This is a genomic window from Salinilacihabitans rarus (assembly GCF_024296665.1).
Lineage (GTDB): Archaea > Halobacteriota > Halobacteria > Halobacteriales > Natrialbaceae > Salinilacihabitans > Salinilacihabitans rarus.
Window position 1 is genome coordinate 1,383,346 of the sequence record NZ_CP100762.1, and the last position, 24,169, is coordinate 1,407,514.

General features: G+C 68.7%; 26 protein-coding genes and 1 pseudogene. 19 read left to right on the forward strand and 8 right to left on the reverse strand.

From position 1 onward, the window contains the following. The 4 genes from NKG98_RS07275 to rqcH form a co-directional block, all read right to left on the reverse strand. Positions 1–1,068 (reverse strand): mRNA surveillance protein pelota, encoded by a 1,068-nt coding sequence (locus NKG98_RS07275; protein WP_254768995.1) that lies wholly within the window; start codon positions 1,066–1,068, stop codon positions 1–3. Between the two features lie 54 nt (positions 1,069–1,122). Continuing rightward, positions 1,123–1,557 carry an SHOCT domain-containing protein gene (locus NKG98_RS07280; RefSeq protein WP_254768996.1) on the reverse strand — a complete coding sequence of 145 codons (435 nt, stop codon included), beginning with the start codon at positions 1,555–1,557 and terminating at the stop codon, positions 1,123–1,125. A 117-nt stretch (positions 1,558–1,674) separates the two neighbouring features. After that, positions 1,675–1,950 (reverse strand): hypothetical protein, encoded by a 276-nt coding sequence (locus NKG98_RS07285; RefSeq protein ID WP_254768997.1) that lies wholly within the window; start codon positions 1,948–1,950, stop codon positions 1,675–1,677. A gap of 45 nt (positions 1,951–1,995) precedes the next feature. Continuing rightward, positions 1,996–4,113: a ribosome rescue protein RqcH gene (rqcH, locus tag NKG98_RS07290; RefSeq protein WP_254768998.1), complete on the reverse strand. Its 2,118-nt coding sequence runs from the start codon at positions 4,111–4,113 to the stop codon at positions 1,996–1,998. 142 nt (positions 4,114–4,255) lie between these two features. Here rqcH and NKG98_RS07295 point away from each other — a divergent pair, with 142 nt between their 5' ends. From NKG98_RS07295 to NKG98_RS07325, 7 genes and pseudogenes are all read left to right on the forward strand, one after another. After that, a complete protein-coding gene (locus tag NKG98_RS07295) occupies positions 4,256–4,900 on the forward strand; it encodes a hypothetical protein (RefSeq protein ID WP_254768999.1) in 645 nt (214 codons plus the stop codon). A 41-nt stretch (positions 4,901–4,941) separates the two neighbouring features. Continuing rightward, complete coding sequence (locus tag NKG98_RS07300; protein ID WP_254769000.1) at positions 4,942–5,748, forward strand: ZIP family metal transporter; 807 nt, start codon at positions 4,942–4,944, stop codon at positions 5,746–5,748. Positions 5,749–5,800: 52 nt separating this feature from the next. Then, the gene (locus tag NKG98_RS07305; protein ID WP_254769001.1) at positions 5,801–6,577 is read left to right on the forward strand and encodes an HpcH/HpaI aldolase family protein; all 777 of its coding nucleotides are present in this window, start codon (positions 5,801–5,803) and stop codon (positions 6,575–6,577) included. A gap of 4 nt (positions 6,578–6,581) precedes the next feature. After that, positions 6,582–6,692, forward strand: a pseudogene (locus NKG98_RS07310) (IS5/IS1182 family transposase); the annotation flags it as partial. 62 nt (positions 6,693–6,754) lie between these two features. Further along, positions 6,755–7,669, forward strand: a complete 915-nt coding sequence (locus NKG98_RS07315) for a CPBP family intramembrane glutamic endopeptidase (RefSeq protein ID WP_254769002.1) — start codon at positions 6,755–6,757, stop codon at positions 7,667–7,669. A gap of 779 nt (positions 7,670–8,448) precedes the next feature. Beyond that, positions 8,449–10,116, forward strand: coding sequence for a SulP family inorganic anion transporter (locus tag NKG98_RS07320; protein ID WP_254769003.1), 1,668 nt, complete (start codon positions 8,449–8,451; stop codon positions 10,114–10,116). 256 nt (positions 10,117–10,372) lie between these two features. Beyond that, positions 10,373–10,711 (forward strand): carboxymuconolactone decarboxylase family protein, encoded by a 339-nt coding sequence (locus NKG98_RS07325; protein ID WP_254769004.1) that lies wholly within the window; start codon positions 10,373–10,375, stop codon positions 10,709–10,711. Between the two features lie 112 nt (positions 10,712–10,823). On the opposite strand, the gene NKG98_RS07330 is transcribed toward NKG98_RS07325, so the two are convergent. Continuing rightward, positions 10,824–12,485, reverse strand: a complete 1,662-nt coding sequence (locus tag NKG98_RS07330; RefSeq protein WP_254769005.1) for a tRNA uridine(34) 5-carboxymethylaminomethyl modification radical SAM/GNAT enzyme Elp3 — start codon at positions 12,483–12,485, stop codon at positions 10,824–10,826. Positions 12,486–12,599: 114 nt separating this feature from the next. On the opposite strand from NKG98_RS07330, the gene mbhE reads away from it, so the two are divergent. The 7 genes from mbhE to mnhG are packed head-to-tail and all read left to right on the forward strand — an operon-like array spanning position 12,600 to position 18,648. Then, on the forward strand, positions 12,600–14,948 hold the full coding sequence (mbhE, locus tag NKG98_RS07335) for a hydrogen gas-evolving membrane-bound hydrogenase subunit E (RefSeq protein WP_254769006.1): 2,349 nt from the start codon (positions 12,600–12,602) through the stop codon (positions 14,946–14,948). Positions 14,949–14,997: 49 nt separating this feature from the next. After that, complete coding sequence (locus tag NKG98_RS07340) at positions 14,998–15,462, forward strand: MnhB domain-containing protein (RefSeq protein WP_254769007.1); 465 nt, start codon at positions 14,998–15,000, stop codon at positions 15,460–15,462. Beyond that, positions 15,459–15,812, forward strand: coding sequence for a sodium:proton antiporter (locus NKG98_RS07345; protein ID WP_254769008.1), 354 nt, complete (start codon positions 15,459–15,461; stop codon positions 15,810–15,812). Before NKG98_RS07340 ends, NKG98_RS07345 begins: the two co-directional genes overlap by 4 nt. 50 nt (positions 15,813–15,862) lie before the next feature. Beyond that, positions 15,863–17,419: a complex I subunit 5 family protein gene (locus tag NKG98_RS07350; protein WP_254769435.1), complete on the forward strand. Its 1,557-nt coding sequence runs from the start codon at positions 15,863–15,865 to the stop codon at positions 17,417–17,419. Then, positions 17,416–18,006 carry a Na+/H+ antiporter subunit E gene (locus NKG98_RS07355; RefSeq protein ID WP_254769009.1) on the forward strand — a complete coding sequence of 197 codons (591 nt, stop codon included), beginning with the start codon at positions 17,416–17,418 and terminating at the stop codon, positions 18,004–18,006. The genes NKG98_RS07350 and NKG98_RS07355 overlap by 4 nt, the downstream gene beginning before the upstream one ends. Continuing rightward, the gene (locus NKG98_RS07360; protein WP_425504399.1) at positions 17,996–18,289 is read left to right on the forward strand and encodes an MrpF/PhaF family protein; all 294 of its coding nucleotides are present in this window, start codon (positions 17,996–17,998) and stop codon (positions 18,287–18,289) included. The genes NKG98_RS07355 and NKG98_RS07360 overlap by 11 nt, the downstream gene beginning before the upstream one ends. A 5-nt stretch (positions 18,290–18,294) precedes the next feature. Beyond that, positions 18,295–18,648, forward strand: a complete 354-nt coding sequence (mnhG, locus tag NKG98_RS07365) for a monovalent cation/H(+) antiporter subunit G (protein WP_254769437.1) — start codon at positions 18,295–18,297, stop codon at positions 18,646–18,648. A 97-nt stretch (positions 18,649–18,745) separates the two neighbouring features. Here the strand turns inward: mnhG and NKG98_RS07370 are convergent, their stop codons facing one another. Together NKG98_RS07370 and NKG98_RS07375 are read right to left on the reverse strand one after the other, a co-directional pair. After that, entirely contained in the window at positions 18,746–20,896 is a 2,151-nt protein-coding gene (locus NKG98_RS07370; protein WP_254769010.1) for a DHH family phosphoesterase, read from the reverse strand. Between the two features lie 59 nt (positions 20,897–20,955). Further along, entirely contained in the window at positions 20,956–21,219 is a 264-nt protein-coding gene (locus NKG98_RS07375; protein ID WP_254769011.1) for a hypothetical protein, read from the reverse strand. A 128-nt stretch (positions 21,220–21,347) separates the two neighbouring features. Between NKG98_RS07375 and NKG98_RS07380 the strand changes: the two genes are divergently transcribed. From NKG98_RS07380 to NKG98_RS07395, 4 genes are all read left to right on the forward strand, one after another. Then, positions 21,348–22,082: a metal-dependent hydrolase gene (locus tag NKG98_RS07380; protein WP_254769013.1), complete on the forward strand. Its 735-nt coding sequence runs from the start codon at positions 21,348–21,350 to the stop codon at positions 22,080–22,082. Positions 22,083–22,218: 136 nt separating this feature from the next. Continuing rightward, positions 22,219–22,614: an OsmC family protein gene (locus NKG98_RS07385; RefSeq protein ID WP_254769014.1), complete on the forward strand. Its 396-nt coding sequence runs from the start codon at positions 22,219–22,221 to the stop codon at positions 22,612–22,614. Between the two features lie 59 nt (positions 22,615–22,673). Continuing rightward, complete coding sequence (locus NKG98_RS07390) at positions 22,674–23,102, forward strand: SRPBCC family protein (protein ID WP_254769015.1); 429 nt, start codon at positions 22,674–22,676, stop codon at positions 23,100–23,102. Between the two features lie 72 nt (positions 23,103–23,174). Then, positions 23,175–23,621 carry a DUF5799 family protein gene (locus NKG98_RS07395; protein WP_254769016.1) on the forward strand — a complete coding sequence of 149 codons (447 nt, stop codon included), beginning with the start codon at positions 23,175–23,177 and terminating at the stop codon, positions 23,619–23,621. Between the two features lie 13 nt (positions 23,622–23,634). On the opposite strand, the gene NKG98_RS07400 is transcribed toward NKG98_RS07395, so the two are convergent. After that, a complete protein-coding gene (locus NKG98_RS07400) occupies positions 23,635–23,778 on the reverse strand; it encodes a DUF7557 family protein (protein ID WP_254769017.1) in 144 nt (47 codons plus the stop codon). 87 nt (positions 23,779–23,865) lie between these two features. On the opposite strand from NKG98_RS07400, the gene NKG98_RS07405 reads away from it, so the two are divergent. Further along, positions 23,866–24,150: a DUF7545 family protein gene (locus NKG98_RS07405; RefSeq protein WP_254769018.1), complete on the forward strand. Its 285-nt coding sequence runs from the start codon at positions 23,866–23,868 to the stop codon at positions 24,148–24,150. Positions 24,151–24,169: the final 19 nt, after the last annotated feature.

Consider the following 24,169-nt stretch of genomic DNA (forward strand, 5'->3'; position numbering starts at 1 on the left):
TCAGTCGAGCCGGTAGCGCAACAGCGCCGCGATGCCGCCCAGGTTCGCCAACTGCTGGCCCGGCGGGAACTCGCTCGAGAAGACCGTCACCTCGCCGCCTTTCTGCTCGGTCGTGCGGACGACGTCGTCGACGTCGACGCCCCACTCGCCGTCGGGGCCACGCTCCTGCCTGAGGCGGTCGTCGACGATCAGCAGGCGCTCGATCGCGCCGTACTCGGCTGCTTTCGCGACCTCCTCGGGGCCGTAGGCCGCCTTCGCGCCCTCGGCGATGCGCTTCGTGAGTTCGTCGATGTACTCGGCCTCGCGCTCGATGCGGGTCTCCTTCTGGACGTCCGCGACGGCGCCGCGCTTGAGGACCTCGTGGACCCCGCGGTCGCCGACGCCCGCCGTGTCGACCATCGTCACGAGGTCGGCGACCGCGGGTTCGTTCTTCTCGAGGTACTTGTAGGCGTCCTGTTTCGTGAAGCCGGGACCGGCGAGGACGATCGCGTCGACGTCGAGGCGCGTCAGGACGCTCGCGAGTTCGGCGAACAGTTCCGAGCGTTCGCGGGCGAACTCGCCTTTGCCCGTGGGGCCGGTGATCGTCGCGCGCTCCTCGGTGCCGTACTGGGCGACGGTGTGGACGTGGGCCTGCCCCTCCTCGACGGTGGCGATGGCGACGTCCGGGTTCTCCGTGGCCTCTTCGGCCTCTTCGAGGCGAGCCTCCTGATCGGGCTTGAACCGCTTGTCGATCGAAATCTCGTCGCGCTCCTCGACGTTCAGCGTGTGGTGAAAGCCGAGCTGGTCCTCCCGGGAGCAGGCGACGATTTCGCCGCCGACCCGGAGCCGGTTGGCGAACTTGTGGAACTCGACGTCCTCGACGGCGATGGCGACCCACATGTGCTCGCGCTCCCCGCCGGTGTCGCGCATCTGGTCGTCGTTGCGCTGGATGCGCCGGGTGGTGTCGCCGGCGACGCGGTCGCCGGGCTCTAAGACGTACTGGAGGTGCCAGAGGTCGTCGACGCTCTCGGGGACGACCGTCACCCGCTCGCGGCCGCCCTCCAGCGGCTCCCGGCTCTTGATCTGCATACCTCCGCGTTCTCGCGGCCGGGGTAAGTGCGTGACGGATCCGCCGGCCGCCGGCTACTGATCCTGCTCTTCCGAGGCGGTCCGGTCCCGCGACGGGGCGGCCGCCGAATCGCCGAGCCCCGTTTCCTGCTCCGTCTCGTCGAGCAGGGCGTCGAGTCGGCGTTCGAGGGTCTCTTCGTCGAGTTCTCCGGCGAGGTACCGTTCGCGAAGCGCCGCGACCTCCCCGTCCGGTCCGACGTCGCTCCGACCCCTCTCGTCGCGCGAGAGGACGATGGCGGCGACGACGAACGGTGCGAGCACGACGGCGAGGCCGACGACGCCGACGACGATTCCGATCGCGACGCTCCCCAGTTCGTTTCCGACGGCGACGGCCGCGAAGACGACGCCGAGGAGCATCGACAGTCCGGTCAGCGCCACGAGGAGGCCAAGGAGGCCGCTCAGTCCGGCGGCCCACGGGGGCTGCTCGTGGAACCAGGAGGGAAGTCCCATGGCGGACGTTTGGCGTCCCCTGTCATGTCAATTGCGGTCGAGTACCGGGACTCCGGTCCGCGTGACGGTCACGGTCGACCGGCGGCGAGGCGGACGTCGCTCGCGGCTCCGACCCGATCACTCGCGCTCGGCCGGGCCGGCGAGTTCGCCGCCGTCGGCCGCGTCGTCGGGGTCGGCGTCCTCCCGGTCCGCGTCGTCGGAGTCGTTCGCCCCCTCCCGCTGTACGCTCGCCGCGTGCCCCGCCGGATCGCCGAAGCCCGAGGTGACGTACGGGGCGAACGCGAGGTACACGACGAACGCGATCGTCGCGAGCAGGACCCCCGTGACGACGACGGCGACGACGACCGTCGCGTCGACCGGCGCGGGGACGACGGCCGGTGCGTCGAACGGCATATCGGTCCCGTACCACGCCGTCGCTAATCAGCGTTGGTCCGCGGTTCACTCCTCGCGGATGCGGCTCCCGCCCGGCGGGAGGAAGTGGGCGATCCGGTCGGGGCTCGCGATCTTGCGGACGAACGACTCGTCGGCGAATCGCTCGCGCAGGCGCCGGTAGATCCGCTTGGCGGCGTCGCCCTGGGCGTACCGGCCGGGCTCGACCTCGATGGTCGTCACGGCCCGCCCCTCGATGGCCGACGGCGGCCCGCCGATCACCCGCGTGTAGGGTTCACACTGGACGCCGACGGCGACGCCGACGGGCGTGTCGTCGAGGTAGCGGCGGTCGCCCCGCACCGCGAAGCCGCCCTTCTCGAGGTACTCGCCGCTCTCGGGGGTCTTCGACACCTGGTCGGCGTCGACGACGTAGACGTCGCCGGCGTAGCGGCCGTCCTTCCAGACCGACGAGTAGGAGACGGCGAACTGGGCGGCCTCCTCGACGCTCGAATCGGGAATCTCGATGTCCGAACTGGACGGCTCGCTCGGGTCGGTCGCCTTCAGCACGGTCACGGGGCCGCCGTGGGCCTGCGTGTGGAGCACCTCGTCGCCGCGTTCGAGGTACTTCTTGACGAGTTCCTCGTTCTGGTCGGCGTTGCGCCCGCCGATGACGAGGAAGTCGTCGCTCGTGTGGAACCACCGGAACCGGCCGTACCACGGCTCGTTCTCCCGGATCGGGATCGACGTCTCGGCGAGCCAGTCGACCGCTTCGCCCTCGTCCTCCTCGGCCTCCGCGTCGGCCTCGCCGGCCTCCCACTCGTCGCGGCGGCGCTTGATCTCGGCGAGTTCCTCGCGGGTGTCCTCGATCGCCGCCAGCGCGCCCTCCTTTTTCTCCTCGATGCGTTTGGCCTCCGTGTAGAGGCGGTCGGCGTTCTGTTCGAGGCCCTTCCGCGCGTCGAGTTCGATCTCCTCGCCGTCGACCGCGACGGTCACGGTCCCCTCGCGGCCGTCGACGCCGACGACGGCCTCGGCGGCCTCGATGCCGCGCTCTTTCCCCTCCGCGAACCGCTCCTCGATCTCGTCCCACGGACGGTCCTGCTCGCGGGCCGTCCGGACCGTCGAGAGGATTTCGTCGACCAGCCCGTAGTTCGCGTACAGCGACTCGGCCTTCTCGCGCTCGGCCTCGGCCTGTCGCTCGAAGCCCTCGATCGCGCCCTCCTGTTGTTCGATGATGCGCTCGTGTTTCGCGATCCGCTCCTCGAAGTCGGGACGCTGTGTGCCCGGATCGGGCTCGTCGTCGTCGAGGTCGAGCCGGAAGAAGTACTCGTCGAGCGCCTCGGTGAACGTGTCGTACCGCTCGGCAGCCAGCCCGGCGCGTTCTTCCAGCGGGAACGGGGTGACGTCGACGACGGGTCCGTCGGCGTCCTCCCCCTCGTCGCCCGCGACGTAGACTCGGGGATCGAAGTTCCCGTTGCGGAGGTCGAGCGCGAGCCGCTCGATCGCCTCGTAGAGGCGGTCGTACTCCGCCTCGCCGGCGTCGGCGATGTCGAGGGCCTTCTCGACGCCGGCGCGGCTGCACAGCTCCTCGGCGTAGAGGCCGCCGAAGTTGAGTTGCGTCGCGAGCGTCCGGACGACGTCGGTGTCGGAGTCGTCCATCTCGGCGGCGAACGCATCCCGCGAGACCGCAAGCGGGTTCGTCCGCGTCTCGGGGAACTCGTAGCGCGAGCCCGGGACGACCGTCCGCGACTTCAGGCGGACGGTTTCGAGGCAGTCGACGACCTCGTACTCGCCGTCGGTGACGGCGACGTTCCCCTGACCGAACAGTTCGACGATGAGCCGCGTGACGCCGTCCTCGCGCTCGAAGACGAACTCGAGGATGCGGTCGAACTCGTACTGTTCGACGCCGGCGAAGTCGGCGCCCGACAGCCGGTTGCGCAGCATCATCGCGAACTGCGGCGGCCGGCCGGGGGCGTCGGGGACGCGCTCGGGGGCGACGGTGTGGGCGCGTTTGACCTCGCCTACCTCGAGCAGCAACTCGATCCGGCCCCGGTCGAAGTCTCGTAGCTTGAGCCGGACGAGGTCGTCGCCGTAGAGGTAGGCCTTGTCGACTTTCGCCCCCTCGTAGGCCCCGAGTTCCCGGACGAGGGCGGCGAGGTCGACGCTGGTGAGCTCCCGCTTCGGATCCATACACACACCTGCCGTGCCCGCGCAAAAAGACGTGTCGCTCCGGCCCGTGGCCGTCAGTCGGCGGCCGTCGGTCGGAAGGCCTAATCCGCGCCGGCACCGACTACGCGCACATGACGAGCGCTTTCGACGGAGGGGACCGCCGGTGAGCCGCGAGGCGGACCGCCCGTGGTCGGACATCTCCCGGTTCTCCTCGGTCCTCGACCATCTGGCGGACGAGGGCGGCTTCTCCGTCCGGGGGATGATCGCCGACCTCGACGAGGAGATCGACGTCGACGGGGTCGTCTACCACGACCGGGGGATCCGCGTCCCCGGCCACGACGCGACGTTCGTCTGGGAGCCGGGCGACCTGCACTCGCCGCCGCGGTTCAGCGTCGAGGTCGATACGGTCGGCCCGCGGAGCGCGTGGGCCGTGTTCGACGCCGAGGAGTCGTGGGACTTCTACCTGCTCCGGTCCGGTGACCTCGCGGCGCTGGCCTGGATGAGCGACGCGGAGTTCGAGGCCGAGGAGGCCCGCACGTTCGCCACGAAAGGCGACGCGGTCGCCGCGGGCCGGTTCTCGTTCGGGATCTTCCTGCGTGCCGGCGAGGCGTGGCGCGAGCGGGTCGACCTGATCCGGTCGACCGACTCGCCGGCGTTTCTCAAGCGCGACGACGGGCAGACCGTGCTCCCGCGGACGCAGTCGGAGTTTTACACGACCATCGACTCCTCGCCCGAGGACCTCCGCGAGACCGGCGCCGCGCCGGGCTACCTCGGACTGCTCGAATTCGAAGTGTCGATCGCGGACTGACCGATCGGTGGCGTTTTGAGGCGAGCGTCGAATCCGAACGTATGGTCTCGCTGGCTGAAGTCGTGTTCGTCGCCGCCCTCGCCGGCTGTGCGACCGGCATCGGCGCGCTCCCCGCGCTCGCGTCCGACCGCGTGAGCCACCGCCTCTACGACGGCGCGCTGGGGCTCGCCGCCGGGATCATGGTCGGAGCGGCGGTCTTCGCGCTCGTGTTGCCGGGGCTCGAACTCGGTTCCCCGTGGGAACTCGTCGCGGGGCTCCTGCTGGGCGGCGCGTTCCTCCTCGGGACGAACGCCATCCTCCCGCACGTCCACGTCGAGGTCGGCCGCGAGGAACAGGAGGGGACCATCGCGATGGCCACGCGCGACGACGCCGACCCGCTCTCGATCGAGAACGGCGAGGACCTGCGGAAGGCGTTGCTGGTCGGCGCCGCCGTCACCATCCACAACGTCCCCGAGGGGCTCGCGGTCGGCATCGCCTTCGCCAGCGGCGAGGAGGCGGTCGGCCTCGCGCTCGCGGTCGCCATCGCCGTCCAGAACGTCCCGGACGGCTTCGCGATGGCCGTCCCCGCGATCCGCGCGGGCGTCTCGAACGCGAAGACGCTCGGGCTGACGACGGTCTCCGGCGGCGTGCCCGAACCGCTGGCCGCCGCGCTCGGCTTCGGTCTCGTCGCGTTCGTCACCGGACTGTTCCCGATGGCGGCGGGCTTCGCCGCCGGCGCCATGATCGCCGTCGTCTTCCGCGAACTCATCCCCTCCAGCCACGGCCACGGCTACGCCGACACCGCGACGGCGACGTTCGTCGTGGGCTTCGCCGTCATGCTCGTCGTCGACACCGTGCTCGCGGTCTGACCGCCGTTCCGCGACGCGTACGTTTTTCCCGCCGGTGCGAGAATCCGGCCCCATGACGCTCGCATCGACACTCCGCGCCCGCGACCCGGCCGTCGGCAACTGGCTCACGCTCGCCGACCCCGCCGTCGCCGAGATCAGCGCCGAACTCGGCTTCGACTTCGTCGTCGTCGACGTCGAGCACACGCCCCACTCGCTGGAGACGGCGCTCGAACTGGTCCGCGCCGTCGACGCCGCCGACGCCGACGCCGAGGCGCTCGTCCGCCTCCCGTGGAACGACCCCGTGGTCGCAAAGCGCGTCCTCGACTTCGACGTCGCCGGCGTGCTCGCGCCGATGATCGGGAGCGCCGACGAGGCCGCGTCGCTCGTCGAGGCGACGCGCTACCCGCCCGAGGGGGTCCGCGGCGTCGCCGGCGGCCGGGCCGCCCGTTACGGCATCGACCTCGAAGGGTACGTCGAGCGCGCGAACGACGAAATCCTGACGGTCGCCCAGATCGAGACCGTCGAGGGCCTCGAAAACGTCGAGGAGATCGCCGCCGTCGACGGCCTCGACGCGCTCTTTCTCGGCCCGGCCGACCTCTCGGCCAGCCTCGGCCGCTTCGGCGAGTGGGACAGCGACGCGTTCCTCGACGCGGTCGACCGCGTGCTCGACGCGGCCCACGCGGTCGACAAGCCCGTCTCGACGCTCGCGCTGGGCGACGAGGAGATCGAACGCTGGCTCGACCGCGGCTTCGACTTCGTGATGGCCGGGCTGGACGCGAGTTACGTCGTCGAGGGGAGTCGCCGGGCGAAGTCGACGTTCGAGGCGGCGGTCGAGGAGCGCGAGGGGTAAGCGGCTCGCCGAACTTCCTGCCCCGTCAACGCTGTGCAAAGCGTTCGACCGACTCGATATGGCCGTCCGGCGAGTGCTGCTCAATCTCTCTGCTCCGCTGCTCCCGACCAGCGGTGGTACATAGCGATCGTACACGTTTCCCACGATGTTAAATATCTACAGGATGGAAAGTCAACGATGGAAAAAACCGTTGGACGCACGATCGGGAACACTAACGTTCAATTGTCGAATCCCTGGATATTCTTCGCAATTACGTTTGCTTTCACGTGGGCGTTCTGGATCCCAGCGATCGTCTTCGATCTTGCGTTCGATACTGCTCTCGGACTCTTGTTCCTCCTCCTGGGGCTCCTCGGACCGGGCATCACTGGTGTTGCACTCGTGAAGTTGCTGTATACCGAAAGCGCCCAGAAGGACTTCCGGGACCGTGTCACGAATATCCGCCGGATCGGCATTCAGTGGTATCTTGCCGTCTTCTTATACGCGCCGATACTGTTCGCTATCGCAGCAGGTATCGATATGCTGTTGGGCGGCACCGGCTACTTCGTGGCTGATTGGGTATCACAGCTAACGTCTAATCCAGCTGCGTTCCTCCCGACACTGCTTTTTTCGACACTCCCACCGGTTCTCGAAGAGTTAGGCTGGCGTGGTTATGCACTGGACCAACTCCAACGAACACGGACCGCGTTAGCTGCCGGGCTGGTTCTGGGCGTCTTCTGGGCTGCCTGGCACCTCCCACTCTTTCTCATTGAAGGGACAAACCAGCACGACGCTGTTGGATTCCTGACGATTGACTTCTGGTTGTTCATGATCGGCGTCGTCGCACTCTCCGTCGCATTCACCTGGATACACAACGGTACTGGAGGGAGTATCCTTGCAAGCATCCTGCTACACTCCTGGACTAACTTCACCCTGCAGACCTTTGAGGGGACACTTCGCACGGATATCGTATTTTACGCCGGTACCCTGTGGGCCTTCGTCGCACTCGTTGCAATGATCTACGGTGTGAAAACCCTGGCAAGAGGGGATGACCTCCCACATCCGACCCTTAGAACACAGCCGACCGCCACGTCAGGCGACAGTCGGGATCCGTAGGTGTATGCATCCACGTGATTGATTGTTCAGATCGTCGCTCACATCATTTGAGTGATGTTAGCTGCTTGACCGCCGTGCTGAATATCTATCAGTCCTGATACAGCGTCCAGCGGCCACTGAGCACGTGTAGTGAGCAGTAGTTCATGGAATCAACTGTCTAGGGCTCTGAGCCGCATCTCGTTTTCTCTCGGCTCGTACTGGCAGTCGTGCCGAACCCGTCCTCTGTATTCACCACGGCGCTTCTGACGGCAGTACGGCATTTCGGCCAGACGGCGGAACGCGGCAAAAGACCGATCGGTTCGCTCGATGCGCGAGAGCGGCGCGTAGATTGCGAAACGGGAGTTCGTCATCGAATCGACACTAGACACACATCCGTCTCTCGTGTCGTCAATCGGATAGTGTTTTATATAGAACGTCGACGTGCGGTCGTATGCGCCGTGTCCCGGCAGGCGCCGTGGACACTCGGAGCGGCACGGAATACCATACCGCAGTCGTCTCGCAGCGGTCCCCGGCCCGACCGAACCAGTCGCCACCACCACCGTTGCGTTCCGGTGACCGGTATCGACGCGCGGCATCGGGAGGCCCGGGGAGAGGAACGACGCCAAACGAATCGTAGCGATGGACGACACGTTTCCGGAAGGACGAGCGACCGTCTCGGGAGGACGCCCCGAAGCGGGTCGCCCACCGGCGGCGATATCGTCACGGAGATGGAGTGAACTTCGGTGCCAGAAGAACGCCTAACGGAACGGATTAGCGGACGATTTTCGTCGATTTTCCCGGTGCTGGAGTGGCTTCCGCGGTACGACGCGTCGTGGCTCCGTCTGGACGTCGTCGCGGGAATCACCGTCGCGGCGTCGGTCATTCCCGAAGGGTTGGCGTACGCGTCGCTGGCGAACTTGCCACCGGAGACCGGCCTGTACGCCGGGTTGCTGGCCGTCGTCGCCTACCTTTTCTTCGGCACCTCCCGGCAGGTCATCGTGGGGCCGACCTCGGCGCTGGCGATTCTGCTCGCGAGCGGTGTCGGAGCCGTCGCTGGCGGCAACGCCGCCTCGTACGCGTCGCTCGTTACCGTGACGACGGTCCTCGTCGGTCTCTTCGCAGTTGTCGCGTGGGCGTTCCGGTTGGGGTTTCTCGTCCAGTTCATCTCCGGATCGGTGCTCACGGGGTTTTCCGCCGGGGCGGCGCTGTATATAATGTCGACACAGGTGAACAAACTGCTCGGCATCGAGAGCACCACGCCGGACGCCTTCGTTTGGCAGACGTTCTTCGGGCGGATCTGGTACGCCGGGACCCATCTCGCCGAGACGAACCCCGAGACGCTGGCCGTCGGCGGTGGTGGCATCGTGTTGCTCGTCCTCGGGGAACGGTACCTGCCGCGCGCTCCGAACGCGCTCGTCGTCGTCCTCTCGATCGTGCTCATGTCGGTGACGGATCTGCAGGCCCGCGGTGTCGCCATCGTCGGGTCGATTCCGAGCGGGCTCCCGTCGCTTACGGTTCCGGCGATTCCCAGCGTCTCGACGCTCGGTTCTCTCGTCCCCGTCGCCGCCGCGTTGTTCCTCCTTTCCTACGTCGAAGGGATCAGCACCGTCGAGACGTTTGCCAGACGCCACGACTACCGGACCGATGCGAATCAGGAGTTGCTGGCCGACGGCGTCGCCAACCTCGCCGCCGGCCTCGGTGGCGGGTTCGCCGTCGGTGGGAGCATGTCTCGGTCGGCGCTCAACGACGCCGTCGGCGGCAAGACACAGCTCACGAACGCCGTCGTCGCTCTCGCGCTCGTCGTCGTCTTGCTCTTTCTCACCGCCGCGTTCACGAACCTCCCGGAGACGATCCTCGCAGCCATCGTTATCGTCGCCGTCACGGGCCTGATCGACACGAGCGCACTCCGTCAGCTGTACCGCGTGAGCACGAGCGAGTTTGCTATCGCGATGTCGGCCTTACTCGGGGTGCTCGCGGTCGGGATGCTCTGGGGGATCTTCGTCGGCGTCGTCCTCTCGTTGCTGGTCGCGATTTCCCGGGTGAGTCGTCCATCGACACACGAACTCGGCCGGGTCGCTGGGACGGAGCATTTCGTCGCTCTCGATCTGTATCCGGCGGCGAAGACCGCCACGGACGTGTTCGTCTACCGCGTCGAAGCCGAACTGTTCTACGCGAACGCAGAGAGGGTTCGGACCGACCTCCTCGACCGGCTTGCGGAACGCGACACCGACGTCGAAGTCGTCGTCTTCGACCTCACGTCGTCGCCGACGATCGACTTCGGGGCCGCACAGATGCTGGAAACGCTCCAGCAGAAACTCGAGTCGCGTGGAATCGACCTCCGTTTTGCGGAGGCGGACGCCGAGATCGTACGGATGTTGGAAACGACGGGAGTGGCGGCGAGCGCCGGCGGCGTGAAACCCGAGGAATCGGTCCACGACGTCATCGACCGCTGGAGGGCGGAACGATAGCTGGCGCCGTCGATTCGGCCGAGACGGGCAAGTCGGCAAACGAACGTGAGCCGACGAATCCAGCCTCCGTCTTCGCACGTCGCGCTCGCCGGTGATTCGTCGCTCGATCACGGCTCGCCGAATACGGGCCCTCGATCGGAGGATCGGTCACGACAACGAGATACTGCCTCGGACGCACCGTCGCGTCCCGTTGTCCTCGTGTTTCAGGAACCATAGCCGATCGTTATCTCCGCTTGCACCCTCTCTCGGGCTAGATATGGGATCACCGAAACAAGCAGTTGCGGACAAGAAATCGGCAGTTACCTCCTTCGCGGGGGACGCTGAATCGATCAAGTCGTTCATGGGGTTCGTCCAGAACGCCGAGAGCGACGGAGCGCTAGACGTCAAGACGAAAGAGCTGCTGTCGCTGTCGATCGGGGTCGCGCTCAGGTGTGAAGACTGCATCCTCTGGCACCTAGACGCAGCGCTGGAAGCGGGTGCCAGCGAGGACGAAATCGTCGAGACACTGGCGGTCGCCGTCGTCATGGGCGGCGGACCGGCACTCATGTACGCCACCGAAGCCCACGAGGCGCTGCGGGCGTTCGCTGACGAATAATTTGCTCCGCCGGTCGCGGTCGCGTTCGGGTGCGGAGCGAGGCGGGGTGATTTTCTCGCGGCCTGTGCCTGTCGAGAGGGCGCGTACCGCTCTCCGACCGGGCTAGAGCTTCCTACAGGCGCTTGCTCACGTACGGCCCGTTCTGGTGGTAGCCAAGCTTCTCGCGGTAGTACTCCCGGGCGCCGATGCCGGAGATGACGCTCAACTTGTCGTAGCCGGCGTCGACGGCGAGGTCCTCGGCGCGCTCCATCAGCCGGCGGCCGTAGCCCCTGTGCTGGTGGCTGTCGTCGTCGCCCTCGTCGCCCATCGCCACCTCCGAGCCGTAGACGTGCAGTTCGCGCACGAGCGCGGCGTTTTCGAGTTCCGGACGCACGGGGTCGTTCGGGAACCGGAGCCGACAGAAGCCGATCAGGAGGTCCTGCTCGAAGTCCTCGAACGAGATGAAGTGTTCCGTGCCGCCGCAGGCCTCGTACTCCAGAACGTCGAGTTCGACGGTCTCGGGGTCCTCGTCGTTCATCCCGACCTCGCGACAGCGGATGCACTCACACTCCCAGCCGTGCTCGTCCATGCGCTTTCGGGCGAGTTGCCGGAGGTTGGACTTCCAGACGCCGGCGTCGATGAAGTCCGCGGGGATGTCCCGCTGGACGCGCTGGAGGCGCGTGTAACGCGGGATCATGTCCTTGATCTCGGCGACGAGGTCCGCGGCCTCCTCGTTGGTCAGCGGCTCGTACTCGTCGCGGTGCCACCAGTCGTAGGTCGCGGTGCCGCGGACGACGAGCGTCGGGTAGATCTTGAGGTAGTCGGGCTTCCACTCCTCGCGCTCGAAGAGCCGCCGGAAGTCTTCGAGACACATCTCCTCGGACATGCCGGGCTGGCCGGGCATCATGTGGAAGCCGACCTTGAACGCGGCGTCGCGCAGGCGGCGGTTGGCGTCCATCGACGCGGCGACGCCGTGGCCGCGGTGCATCTCCCGGTTGATCCGCTCGTAGGTGGTCTGGACCCCGACCTCGACTTTGGTGCCCCCGAGGTCGAGCATCCGGTCTACCTGCTCGGGGTCACACCAGTCGGGTTTGGTCTCGAAGGTGGTCCCGATGTTGCGGACGTCCGCGGTCTCGTTCTCGGCGACGACGTCCTCGAGGTACTTCCACTCGTACTCCTCCGGAGCCTGCGCGAAGCTCTTCCCTTCGGCGGGCCGGGGTTCGGCGTCGACGTCGTAGTCGTTCATCGCCTCCAGCGCGCGCTTGACGAACCACTCCTGGTAGTCGTGGCTGCGGGCGGTCATCGTCCCGCCCATGAGGATGAGTTCGACCTTGTCGACGGGGTGACCGATCTCGCGAAGCTGGTGCAGTCGCAGGGTTACCTGTCCGTACGGATCGTAATCGTTCTGGACGCCGCGGGCGGCGGCGGGCTCCTCGCCGGTGTAGCTCTGCGAGGAGGAAAACTCCGAGTCGGGGCCGCCGGGGCAGTAGAGGCACTTGCCGTGGGGACACCGCTCGGGCGAGGTCATGATCGCCACCGGCGAGACGCCCGACGCGGTACGGACGGGCTTGCGCCGCAGCACCGATTCGAGTTCCTCGCGGTGCTCCTCGGGGGCGTAGTCGAGCAGTTCGGAGTTCTTCGGCACCTTCGGCGCCGAGTACTCCGAACAGGCCTCTAACTTGGCCTTCTCGACGTCGTCGGCGTCGACCTCGCCCGCGAGGATGCGCTCGACGAGCGTCTCGCAGACGGCCTCGAACGCCTCGGCCTCGCTCCCGTCCGGCGTCTCGGTACTCACGCTTCGGAGTACGTCGCCGTTCGCGAATAAGCGTGTCGGACTCGCGACCGGTCGTTCGTCGTCTCGCGCCCGGAAGAGAACCGTTAAGGTGTGCCTGCCGCAAGGGCAGAACGAATGTCCCCCGAGTCGGCGGTCGTGTTCGTAGCCGTTGCGTTGCCGTTCGCGGCGGCGGCCGCGACGCCGGTGTTCTTTCGCGCCCTCGGGACTCGAACCGGGTACGCCGGCGCCGTCGTCGCGTTGTCGTGTTTCGGATTGCTAACTACCCAGCACGGGGCCGAAGGCGTCGTCTCGATCCCGTGGATCCCCTCGCTCGACGTCGCGCTCCGCTTTTACGTCGACGGCTGGGCGCTGCTGTTCGCGCTGCTAGCGAGTGGCATCGGGGTCCTCGTGTTCGTCTACTCGGCCGCGTACCTCCACGAGGAGGAAGGGCTCGTCCGCTACTACGCGACGCTCTCGGCGTTTATGGGCTCGATCCTCGGCGTGGCGCTCGCGGCCGACCTGATCGCGATCTTCCTGTTCTGGGAGCTGACCAGCCTCTGTTCGTTCGTGCTGATCGGCTACCACACCGACGACCCGACCTCGCAGTACGCCGCCCGGATGTCGATGTTCGTCACCGTCGGCGGCGGCCTGTTCCTGCTCGTCGGCTTTCTGTTGCTCGCGTTCGTCGCCGGCGGCGTCGTCGACGGCTCGGCGTTCGACCTCGCGGCCATGCTCGCCGAGTCCGACGCGGTGCGGGCGGCCCTGCGCGAGGCGGGGCTGTTCGAGGTCGTCTTGCTTCTGATCGGCGTCGGCGCGGCGACGAAGTCCGCGCAGGTTCCGCTGCACTTCTGGCTGCCGAACGCGATGGCGGCGCCGACGCCCGTCTCCGCGTTCCTCCACTCGGCGACGATGGTGAAAGTCGGGGTCTACGTCGTCGGGCGCCTCCGGCCGCTGTTGCTCGGCGAGGAGTGGATGCTGCTGTTCGCGACGCTCGGCCTGGTGACGATGACCGTCGGCGCGGTCCTCGCGGTCGGGGCGACCGACGTGAAGGAACTGCTGGCGTACTCGACGGCGAGTCACCTCGGGTTGATGATCGCCGGCTTCGGCTTCACCGAGGCCGTCGGCGCCGAGGCCGGCGCGTTCCACCTGTTCAACCACGCGCTGTTCAAGGCGGCGCTCTTCCTCGTCGCGGGCATCGTCGCCTACGAGGCGGAGACCCGACGGATCGCTGATATCGGCGGCCTCGGCCGGGCGCTCCCGATCACCGCCGCCGTGACGGCCGTCACCGCGCTCAGCATGGCCGGCATCCCGCCGTTCAGCGGCTTCTACTCGAAGGAACTGCTGTTCGAGGCGACCGTCGAGGCGGCCCACGAACTCGGAGCCGTCGGCTGGCTCTACCCGGCGGCCGCCACCTTCGCGAGCGTGTTCACCGTCCTCTACTCGCTTCGCTTCCTCGCGTTGTTCTTCGGGCCCCCGCGGACGGACCTCGAATACGTCCACCGGCCGGCGGTGGCGATGCTCCTCCCGCCGGCGATCCTCGCGGCGCTCACGCTCGTCGTCAGCGTCGCGCCCGGGGTCGCCGTCGACGCCATCGTCGCCGCGGCGGCCGACGCGACGGCCGTCGAGGCCCACGCGATCCACGTCGGCCTCCCGACCGAGTTCTCCCCCGCGGTCGGGATGAGTGCCGTCGCGATCGGCGGCGGCGTCCTCGCGTTCCCGTTCTACGGCCGCATCCACCGCGGCGTGCGGGCGATCCCGGAGGCCGTCCCGCAGGTCTCGGCGAACTGGTGGTACGACGCCCTCGTCGTCGACGGCCTCCGCGACGCCGGGACGACCCTCGACGCGCGCGTCCACAACGGCCTGCTCCGGACGTACGCCACGTGGACGCTCGCCGGGACGTGCACGCTCGCGCTCGCGGGCTACCTCGCGACGCGGGCCGTCCCGGTGACGCTGGGCCTCGAGGCGCCGCCGGCGATCGCGCTCGTCCTGCTGGTCGCGGTCGTCGGCGCGGTCGCGGTGGCGCGTGCCCCCTCGCACGTCGCCGGCGTGCTCACCCTCTCGATCCTCGGATTCATGATCGCCATCTTCTACATTCTCGCCAGCGCGCCCGACCTCGCGTTGACCCAGCTGGTCGTCGAGACGCTGGTGTTGCTGATCTTCCTGCTGGTCATCGAAGAGATCCCCGAGTACTACGAGGTCGACCTCGATCACTTCGGCCGCGACGCGGCGCTCTCGCTGCTCGTCGGCGCGACCGCCTTCCTCACCGTCCTCCTGACGACCGACGCGCGTCCGCCGGGGCCGTCGGAACTCGCGAGCTACTACACCGAGAACGCCGTCCCGAAGGGCGGCGGGACGAACATCGTCAACGTGATCCTCGTCGACTTCCGTGGGTTCGACACGCTCGGCGAAGTGACCGTCGTCTCGATGGCCGCCGTCTCGGTCATCACGCTGATCGTCATGCGCTCCCGAGGTGAATCCGGATGAACGTCGTACAGTCGATGGACGCGTCGAATCGCAATCGGAGGTGGAGCGAGTGAGCACGGTCATCCTGCGGACGACCGCGCGGGCGACCGTGCCGATCATCATGGTCGTCGCCATCTCGCTGTTCCTCGAGGGGCACAACCTCCCGGGGGGCGGGTTCATCGGCGGCGTCCTCACGACGACCGCGTTCGCCGTCCTCTACGTGGCGTTCGGTCTGGACTTTCTCGAACGCGGCGTGCTGGGCCGGGACATCGACGCGGAACCGGCGCGCTCGCGCGACCGGATCGTCGTCGCCTACCGCCGGGTGTTCACGCTCGGCCTCGCGATCGCCGTCGGGAGCGGCCTCGTGCCGATCCTCTTCGGCCTCCCGTTCCTGACGCAGTCGCACACGACGATCGAGGGCGTGCCGCTGTACCACCACGTCGAGGTCGCCAGCGCGCTCGCGTTCGACTTCGGCGTCTTCTGTGTCGTCGTCGGCGGCCTCCTGACCGTCCTCTCGGTGGTGGGTGCCGAATGACGGCGTTCATCCTCGCGGTCGTCATCGGCGCGCTGTTCGCGCTCGGGACGTTCCTCGTCATGCGGCGGGACCTCGTCCGGGTCGTCTGGGGGCTCTCGATCGTCAGTCAGGCCGCGAACGTCTACCTGCTGGCGGTCGGCGGCGTCGAGCGCGGCACGTTCGAGTCGGTACCGGTACTCGCCGGCCACGGCGAGGCCGCCCCCGAGACGGCCGACCCGGTGGTGCAGGCGCTCGTGCTCACCGCCATCGTCATCGGCTTCGGGATGACCGCGTTCGCGCTCGTGTTGAGCTACCGGGTGTACCAGGAACACGGCACCCTCGACGTCACCAAACTGGGTGATCGGCAGTGACCGCCGCGACGGTCGGCGCGGACGCGCTCGACAGCCTCGTGATCGCGCCGATGCTGGTCGTCCTCGTCGCCGCGGTGGCGACGCTCTCGCTGCGGGGTCGCCCCCGCGCGAGGACCGCCGTGAGCCTCGCGGGCGGCCTCGGCTACGTCCTCGCGGTGGCCGCCATCGACTGGTACGTCGTCCTCGCGCCGGACGCGCCGGGGATCGCGACCTACCAGGTCGGCGCCCACCCGGCGCCGTTCGGCATCACGCTCGTCGCCGACGGCCTGTCGGCGTTCATGCTGTCGATGGCGGCCGTCGTCGCGCTCGCGTCGCTGGTCTTCTCGGCCCGGTTCCTCCCGCGGTACGACCGGCGGACGTTCTACTTCCCGCTGTTTCACTTCCTCCTGCTGGGGATCACCGGCGCCTTTCTCACCGGCGACCTGTTCAACCTGTTCGTCTGGTTCGAGGTGATGCTGATGGCGAGTTACGTCTTCGTCGCGTTCTACGGCGGCGCCCGCCACACCCGCGCGGCGTTCTGGTACGTCGCGCTCAACCTCGTCGCAAGCGCCATCTTCCTCCTCGGCGTGGGCGGCCTCTACGCGACGACCGGGACGCTGAACATGGCGGACCTGTCGATGCGACTGACTGACCCGGCGGGCTACGGGATCGACCCCGGCCCGGTCGTCGGCCTCGTCGGCCTGCTGCTGTCGGTGTTCGCGATCAAGGCCGGCCTCGTCCCCTTCCAGTTCTGGATCCCCGGCGCCTACAGTGCGGCGCCGCCGCCGATCGCCGCCATGCTCGCCGGCGCGACGAAGAAGGTCGGCATCTACGCCATCGTCCGCCTCTCGTTTACCGTCCTCGCCGGGGCGGACGTTCCCGTCGACCTCGGGATCGTCGCCGGCGACTCCCCGCTCGCGTTCGTCGGCCCCCTCCTGTTCGTCCTCGGGGCCGCCAGCGTCCTCGTCGGCGGCGTCGGCGCGGTCGGGCGCGACTCCATCGAGGGCGTCCTCGCGTACTCCAGCATCGGACAGGTCGGGTTCATCGTGATCCCGGTCGCCGTCGCGGCGACCGCGTCGAGTCCCGACCTGCGCCGGATCGCGGTCCTCGCCGCGCTCGTCTACGCGCTCAACCACGCGCTGGCGAAGGGGTTGCTGTTCCTCTCGGTCGGCGCGGTCAGGGACGCCGCCGGGACGAGTCGCTTCGAGGACCTCGGCGGGTTCGCCGGCCGCGCGCCGGCGCTCTCGATCGCCTTCTTCGTCGGCGCGCTCGCGCTCGTCGGCATCCCGCCGCTGTCGGGCTTTTTCGGCAAGTTCCTCGTCTTCGACGCGGTGGTCCGGGCGGGCTCGGCCCCGACCCTCGCGGTCCTGCTCGGCGGCTCCCTGCTGACGATCGCGTACACGACGCGGGCCTGGAACGGCTGTTTCTGGGGCCCCGCGCCGGACGTCGTCGAGAACGCGACCGTCGACCCGGTCGAGGTGGCCGTGCTCGTCGCGCTCGCGGCGCTCGTCGTCGGCGTCGGCGTCGGCTTCGACCCGGTCTACCGGTTCGCCGACGTCGCGGCTACGGCCGCCCTCGACGCCGAGGGGTACGTCGAGGCCGTCGCTCCCGGAGGTGAGATCGCGTGACGGTGCGCTCGTGGCCCGTCGTCGGCCTCACGTACGGGGTGATCTGGCTGTTCGTCCGCGGCTCCGACCTCGCGCCGGACGCGCTGGCCGGGCAGTTGCTCCTCGGCGTCGCCGTCGGCCTGCCCGTCGCGTTCGTCTTCCGGCGCCTCTACGTCGACCGGGTCGATCCCGCCCGCTGGGTCGGCGTGTTGCCGGCCGTCGCCCGCTACTTCGCGACGTTTACGTCCGAACTCGTCCGCGCGAACGTCGACGTCGCCTACCGGGTGCTCTCGCCCGGAATGCCGATCAAACCCGAGGTGATCCTGATTCCGCTACGCGTCGAGACCGCCGCCGCGGTCACCGTCATCGCGAACAGCATCACGATCACGCCGGGGACGCTCACCCTCGATCACGACGACGAGGCGAACGCGCTCTACGTCCACGTGATCGACGGGAGCCACCCCGACGAGATCGTCGAACCGATCCGGCGCTGGGAGGACTACGCCCTCGAAATCTTCGACGAGGAGGCCTCGCCCGACGAACCCGCGCCCGGGATCATCGTCAGCGGCGGCGAGGTCTGGTCCGGAGGTGACGACGATGGTGACTGAGGCCGATCCGGCGTTCTTCACGATCGCGATCGACGCGGCGCTGGTGCTCGTCAGCGGCCTGTGCGTGCTCTGTAGCTACCGGGTCATCCGGGGACCGACGACCCCCGACCGCGTCGTCGCCCTCGACGCCATCGCGACGAACGTCGTCGCCATCGCGGTCCTGTTCGCGCTCCGGACCGGCCGCGGCCTGTTCGTCACCGTGAGCCTCGTGCTGGCGATCATCGGCTTCGTCGCGACGGTCGCCGTCGCGAAGTTCGTCGACGCCGGGGAGGTGATCGAGTGAGCCCCATCCGCGCCGCGCTCGTGGTCGTGCTGGTGGTCGTCGGCTGTTTCTTCCTGACCGTCGGCACCGTCGGCCTGCTTCGGTTCCCCAACGTCTACAACCGGATGCACGCGACGAGCAAGCCGACGACGCTCGGGACGGCGGCCATCTTCCTCGCGGGGTTCGTCGGCTTCGGCCCCGGCGGGGACGGTCTCACCTCGCTCGTCGGCATCGCCTTCCTCTTCCTGACGGTGCCCTCGGGTGCGCACATGATCGCCCGGTCGGCCGAGCGGATGGGCGTCCCCTTCGAGGGGAACGTCACCTGGCCCGACGAGTCACCTCCCGAGCGCCCGCGGCCGAGCGAGGAGCGCGAGGACTGACCCCCGGTCGGTCCGCGAACGTCGGATCGACTCGCGACCCGCCTGCGACGCGTCGCTCGCCGGTAGCGTGAGAACGGAACGGATTCGTCGACGGTACTTACGCGAGCAGGTCGCCGAGGGCCTCGATGGCGGCCTCCTGGACGGCCGCGCGCTCGCCGGCGAGGAACTCGACGTGGCCGTCGGCGCCGCCGACGACGCGCACGCCGGCGTCCGGGACGGCCTCGGCGACCGCCTCGCCGAGGGCGCGGACGTTGACCGCCTCGGTCGCGCGGAGGCGCAGTTCGTCGCCGCCGACGCCCAGCGTGACCACCGGCGGCTCCGTCCGGTCGCGCTCGCGGCGGTGGAGTTCGTCGAGCAGGAGGTTCGTCGTCGGGAAGTCAAAGCGGTGGGTGAACGCGTCCGTGTCGAGCACGGAGACCGTCACCCCGTCGACGCCGCGGACGGTGAGGTTCTGGCGGGCCGTCTCCAGTTCGGTCTCGAGTTTCGCGCGGAACTGCTCGGAGACGTGCGCCGCGAGGTCGCCCTCCTGGGCCTCGCCGTCGAACAGCAGGTCGGCGACGAGTTCGCGCTTGTCCTTGTACGACTGGTAGTAGGCCTCGAGGGCGACGGCCTCGCGGCGCTCGGAGACGGCGGTCCCGTCGTAGCCCGCCGCTTCCGCGAGGTCGACGTACGCCCCGGGGGCGTCCTCCCAGTAGCTGACCGCGGGGAGGTGTTCGAGGTCGGCGCGGACGTCGTCGTTGACGTGGGCGGCGACGTTGGCCGCGAGCGCCGTCGAGGTGACGTCGGCGACGTCGGCGCCGGCCAGCGCGGGCGCGACGGCGACCGAGACGGCGTCTGCGACCTCCGCGTCGGCGCGGCTGTCGTCGATCACGACGTGGCCGGCGCCGTAGACGTCGAGCAGTTCGTAGCCGTCGGCCGACTCGACGGTCGACCCCGCGTCGACCAGCACGACCAGCGGTAGCTGCTCGCCGTGGCGGTCGCGGGCCTCGAGCATCGAGGTGACGTCGCCGGTCGCGGCGTCCATGTCGTAGACCCGTCCCTCCATGGGCCGGCGCTCGAAGTAGTGGTACTCGGCGTCCTCGCGGGTGTGCTTCTCGCGGACGAGCGGCAGGACCGCGCGCTCGATGGCGGCGCCGGCGACGTAGCCGTCGGCCGTCGCGCTGTGGCGGACGACGACCGGCCGGGCCTCCATGACGGCGCGACGGATCGCCGTCGCGGCGGCGACGACCTCGTCGCGGACGGCCGCGACGGCGTCGTGGTCCGCGAGCAGGTCGACGCTCGCCGGCCGCGCCTCGGCTTCGAGGGCGTCCTCGAGGCGCGTCGTGATTGTCTCGCGCTCCTCGCCGTCGAGGATTTCGAGCGACTCGGTCTCGACCTGCAGGTCGCCGCGGCGGCGCTCGACCTCGCCTTCGAGGCGGACGATGTCGTCGGTCTCGACGTCGGGGTAGGCGCGAACGCCGGCCTCCTCGAACGCCGCGCACTCGACCGTGGCGGTCTCGTCGCGCAGTTCGAACACGGTCGGGCCGGCCGTCTGGCGGACGCCGGTGATCTCGCCTTCGAGGCGGACGACCGAGCCGACCTGATCGGCGATCGAGTCGATCGTGGTCCGGTTCAGTTCGGCCTCGGCCCCGGTCTCGGCGGGGCTCTCGGCGGCCGCTTCCGGGCCGCCGTCGGGGTTTGCGGCCGTCGCCGTCGCGCCGGAGACGGTCGCCGTCTCGGAGGCGGGACCGGAACCGGAACCGGAACCGGAACCGGAACCGGAACCGGAACCGGTGCCGGCGGTCGACCCCGCGCCGCTCGCGTCGGTCGCCTCGCTCGCGTCGGTCGCGTTACCCGCACTCCGCTCGTCGTCGGTCCCGTCGTCGTACTCGTCGGGGTGGACCTCCTCGTCGCCCGCCTGGATCAGCGTCCCGCGGAACTCGCGGTCTTCCTGACGGATCGACCAGCCGAGGTCGACGTTGCCGTTGTCCCTGACGTCGAGGACCTGCACGTAGACGGTGTCGCCCGGCTCCCAGTCGAGGCTCTCGAGCCGGCGGTCTAGCTCGCTCCGGTGCAGCAGACCCGTGACGTGGTCGCCGACGTCGACGAAGACGCCGAAGTCGGCGTAGCCGTCGACCTGGCCCCGGTAGTAGCGTCCGGGGACGAGCTGGGAGGGGGAGTCGCCCTCGAAGGCGAAGGCGACGTCCTCCTCGTGGCTCGTGCAGACCAAGCCGTCGACGGGCTTGCCGCAGATGATACAGTTACCCATCTACACGGAACAAGCAGGTTGGGACTAAAACGGTTGTCGAAACGCGCTCGCCGCGAGCGTCACTCGAGGATCGACGTCTCCGCTTCGAGCGCCTCCACGTCCGCGAGAATCTCTCGGACCTCCCCGGGGAACAGCGACACCTGTACCTCGTTGCCCTCGCCGTCCTCGAAGACGAACTTGACCCGCTCGTCGCCGAACGCCCGCGCCTCGGCGGACTCGACGTCGAACAGCTTCGCGGTCGCGGCCTTGTTCGTCGGCCCGACGTTCTTGATCGACCCCTCCTTTAGCTCGACCGAGAACTCCTCCAGTGCCAGCGTGAGCATGGTCGGGGTACGGCCGCGAGGGGAAAAAGCCACGGTATTGCGGTATCGCGGTCGCTCCGGGGTTCGCGGGCGTGACGCGGCCGATTCCGCACACTTTTATGGTAGCTTCGGACGAACCGCCGACTGCTATGCGACTCACCTGGCACGGCCACTCGACGTGGCACGTCACCGTCGGCGACACCGACCTGCTGATCGACCCGTTCTTCGACAACCCGAAGACGGACCTCGAACCGTCGGACGTCGAGACGCCGGACTACGTGCTGCTGACCCACGGCCACGCGGACCACCTCTCCCAGGCCGGCGCGTTCGCCGAGGCGACGCTGGTCGCGACGCCGGAACTGGTCTCGTACTGCCAGGAGGAGTTCGGCTTCGAGGACGCCGTCGGCGGGATGGGGATGAACCTCGGCGGCACCGTCGAGTGCGGCGACGCCTACGTGACGATGCACCGCGCCGACCACACCAACGGCATCATGACCGAGTACGACGTCGACGCCGGGATGCCCGCCGGCTTCGTCGTCTCGGACACGAAGCCGACGCAGGTCGCCGACGAGGAGTCGACCACGTTCTACCACGCCGGCGACACCGCGCTCATGACCGAGATGCGCGACGTCATCGGCCCGCACCTCGAACCCGACGCCGCGGCCGTCCCCATCGGCGACCACTTCACGATGGGGCCGTGGCAGGCCGCCATCGCCGTCGACTGGCTCGACGTCGACCACGCGTTCCCGATGCACTACGACACGTTCCCGCCGATCGAGCAGGACCCCGCGGACTTCGAGCGCGAGGTCCGCGCCACGGGGAGCGACGCCGAGGTCCACGCGCTCGCGGGCGACGAGCCGTTCGACCTCGCCGAGCACCTGTAACGCGGCGGGAAGCGACCGCGACCCGGGTGGACTCCGGGTCGGGGACTTCGTCGACGCCGAAACCGATTTTTCGCGCGACCGACTCGATACGTAGGGAACAACGTTTACGCCACAGGCTGTCGATGGGTCGAACGCAATGGCGAAGCAAGTCACCACCGTCTCCGAGGAAGGGTTCAGCACGACCAACGACGTCCGCGAGTTCACGGTCGACATCGACGCCACCGGCGAGGAGGCGCCGGACACGCTCGAGTCGCTGCTGGCGGCCTACGGCTCCTGTTACGTCCCCGCCCTGCGCGTGGGCGGCCAGCAACGCGGCGTCGAGGACCTCGGGCGCATCGAAATCGACGTCTCCGGCGCGTTGAACGACGACGACAAACTCGAGTCGATCGACTTCGACATCCGCGTCGAGGCGGACGTCGACGACGAGACGGGCGAGGCGATCCTCGAGCGCGCGTTCGAACTCTGCAAGGTCCACGACGCGCTGAAGGAGAGTCTCCACGCGGAGCCGTCGTTCGAGGGCAACGCGGCCTGAGGAGACGACCGAACGGGTTCGGCCGTTCGTACTTTCACGAAGAACCGGTACGGGCGGGTATGCCGACCGTCACGGTCTCCCGGACGATCGACGCCTCGCCCGACGCCGTCCGCGACGGACTCGCGGACGTCGAGTCGCTCCTCGACGGCGCCGGCTTCGACGAGGTCGCCGTCGACGGGCGCGAAGTCCGCGTCACGAAGCGCCTCGGCCCGAAGACGATCCGCCTGACCCTCGACGTCGACGCCGACGCCGCGGCCGCGCTGGCGTACGACCAGCGCGAGGGGGTCTTCGACGCGATGCGAACCGAGTACGTCGTGGAGGGTGCCGACGGGGACTCCGGCGACGACGACGACGACGAACGGGTCGAGGTGACCGCCACGACGACGTTCGAGGGCGGCCCGTTCGGTGCCGCGACGGGTGCGGCGTCCGTGATCCGCCGCCAGCGCGGGCAGGAACTCGACTCGCTCGCCGCGGCCGTCGAGGGCTGACCGTCGCCGGCGCGGCGACGCGGCGACGGATCGAGGGAAACCCTCATGCCGTCGCCGTCCGAAACCGCGGCCATGAGCGACACCTCGTGGACCGACCGGATCGTCGGCGACCGGATGACCGTCGACCGGGAGTTCTCGAACCGGATCGCCAACTCCCGGTTCACGAGCCAGGAGTGGAGCCTGATCATGACCGCCACCGAACTCGAGATCGAGAACCCGGAGGACCCCGACGCCGCGCGCATCGTCGCCAACACCGAGAAGGTCGACCAGATCCTCCCCGAACTCGAGAACGTCCGCTCGCAGGTGGGCGCGATGGGCGGGGCGACCCGCGAGGGGGACTCCGGCGGCGGCCTCGTCGACTCGATCAAGGGCGCGCTCGGACTGGGCGGCGGCGGGTCCCACGACGCCGAGCGCGAAGCGGCCGAGGCGCTCACCCAGGAGTACGCCGAGCAGTTGCAGTCGCGTCTCGAGTCAAGCGGCCGCTGGGAGTCGGTCTGTGAGGCCGCCGCGACGGAGTGACGCGACCCGCGACTCAGTCGCCCGCGTGGAACATCGTGTACTCGCTCGTCTCGTAGATGTTGATCAACTCGTTGACTAACTCGTCGTAGGACTCGTCTTCGACGCGCAGCGCGTCGAGGCGCTCTATCGTCTCCTCGTCGAGTTCGACCGTAGGCATACCCGACGGTTCGCGTCGAAGTTGCTTAAATGTCCGTGCGGGCCGGGAGTCACAGCACCTTTACGCGTGCCCGGCGTCGGGGGTGGTATGAGCGACGTCGAAACGATCACGTTCTCGATCGAATCCGAAGACGACGCGGACGAAGTCACCCTGCCGACCGGCCTCGTCGACCTCCTCGCGGAGGGCGAACAGGGGCCCGCCGAAACCGTCGGCGACATCGCCTTGCTCGCGTTCGCCAGCCGCGCCCACCACGTCGTCCACCACGGCGAGGACGTCGACGAGGAACTCGAAGCCCAGGAGGAGCGCGTGATGGACCTGTTCGAGGAGCGGTTCGGCGTCTCGTTCGCCGAGGCGACCGGGCACCACCACTGACCGGGCCCCGTACCGACGC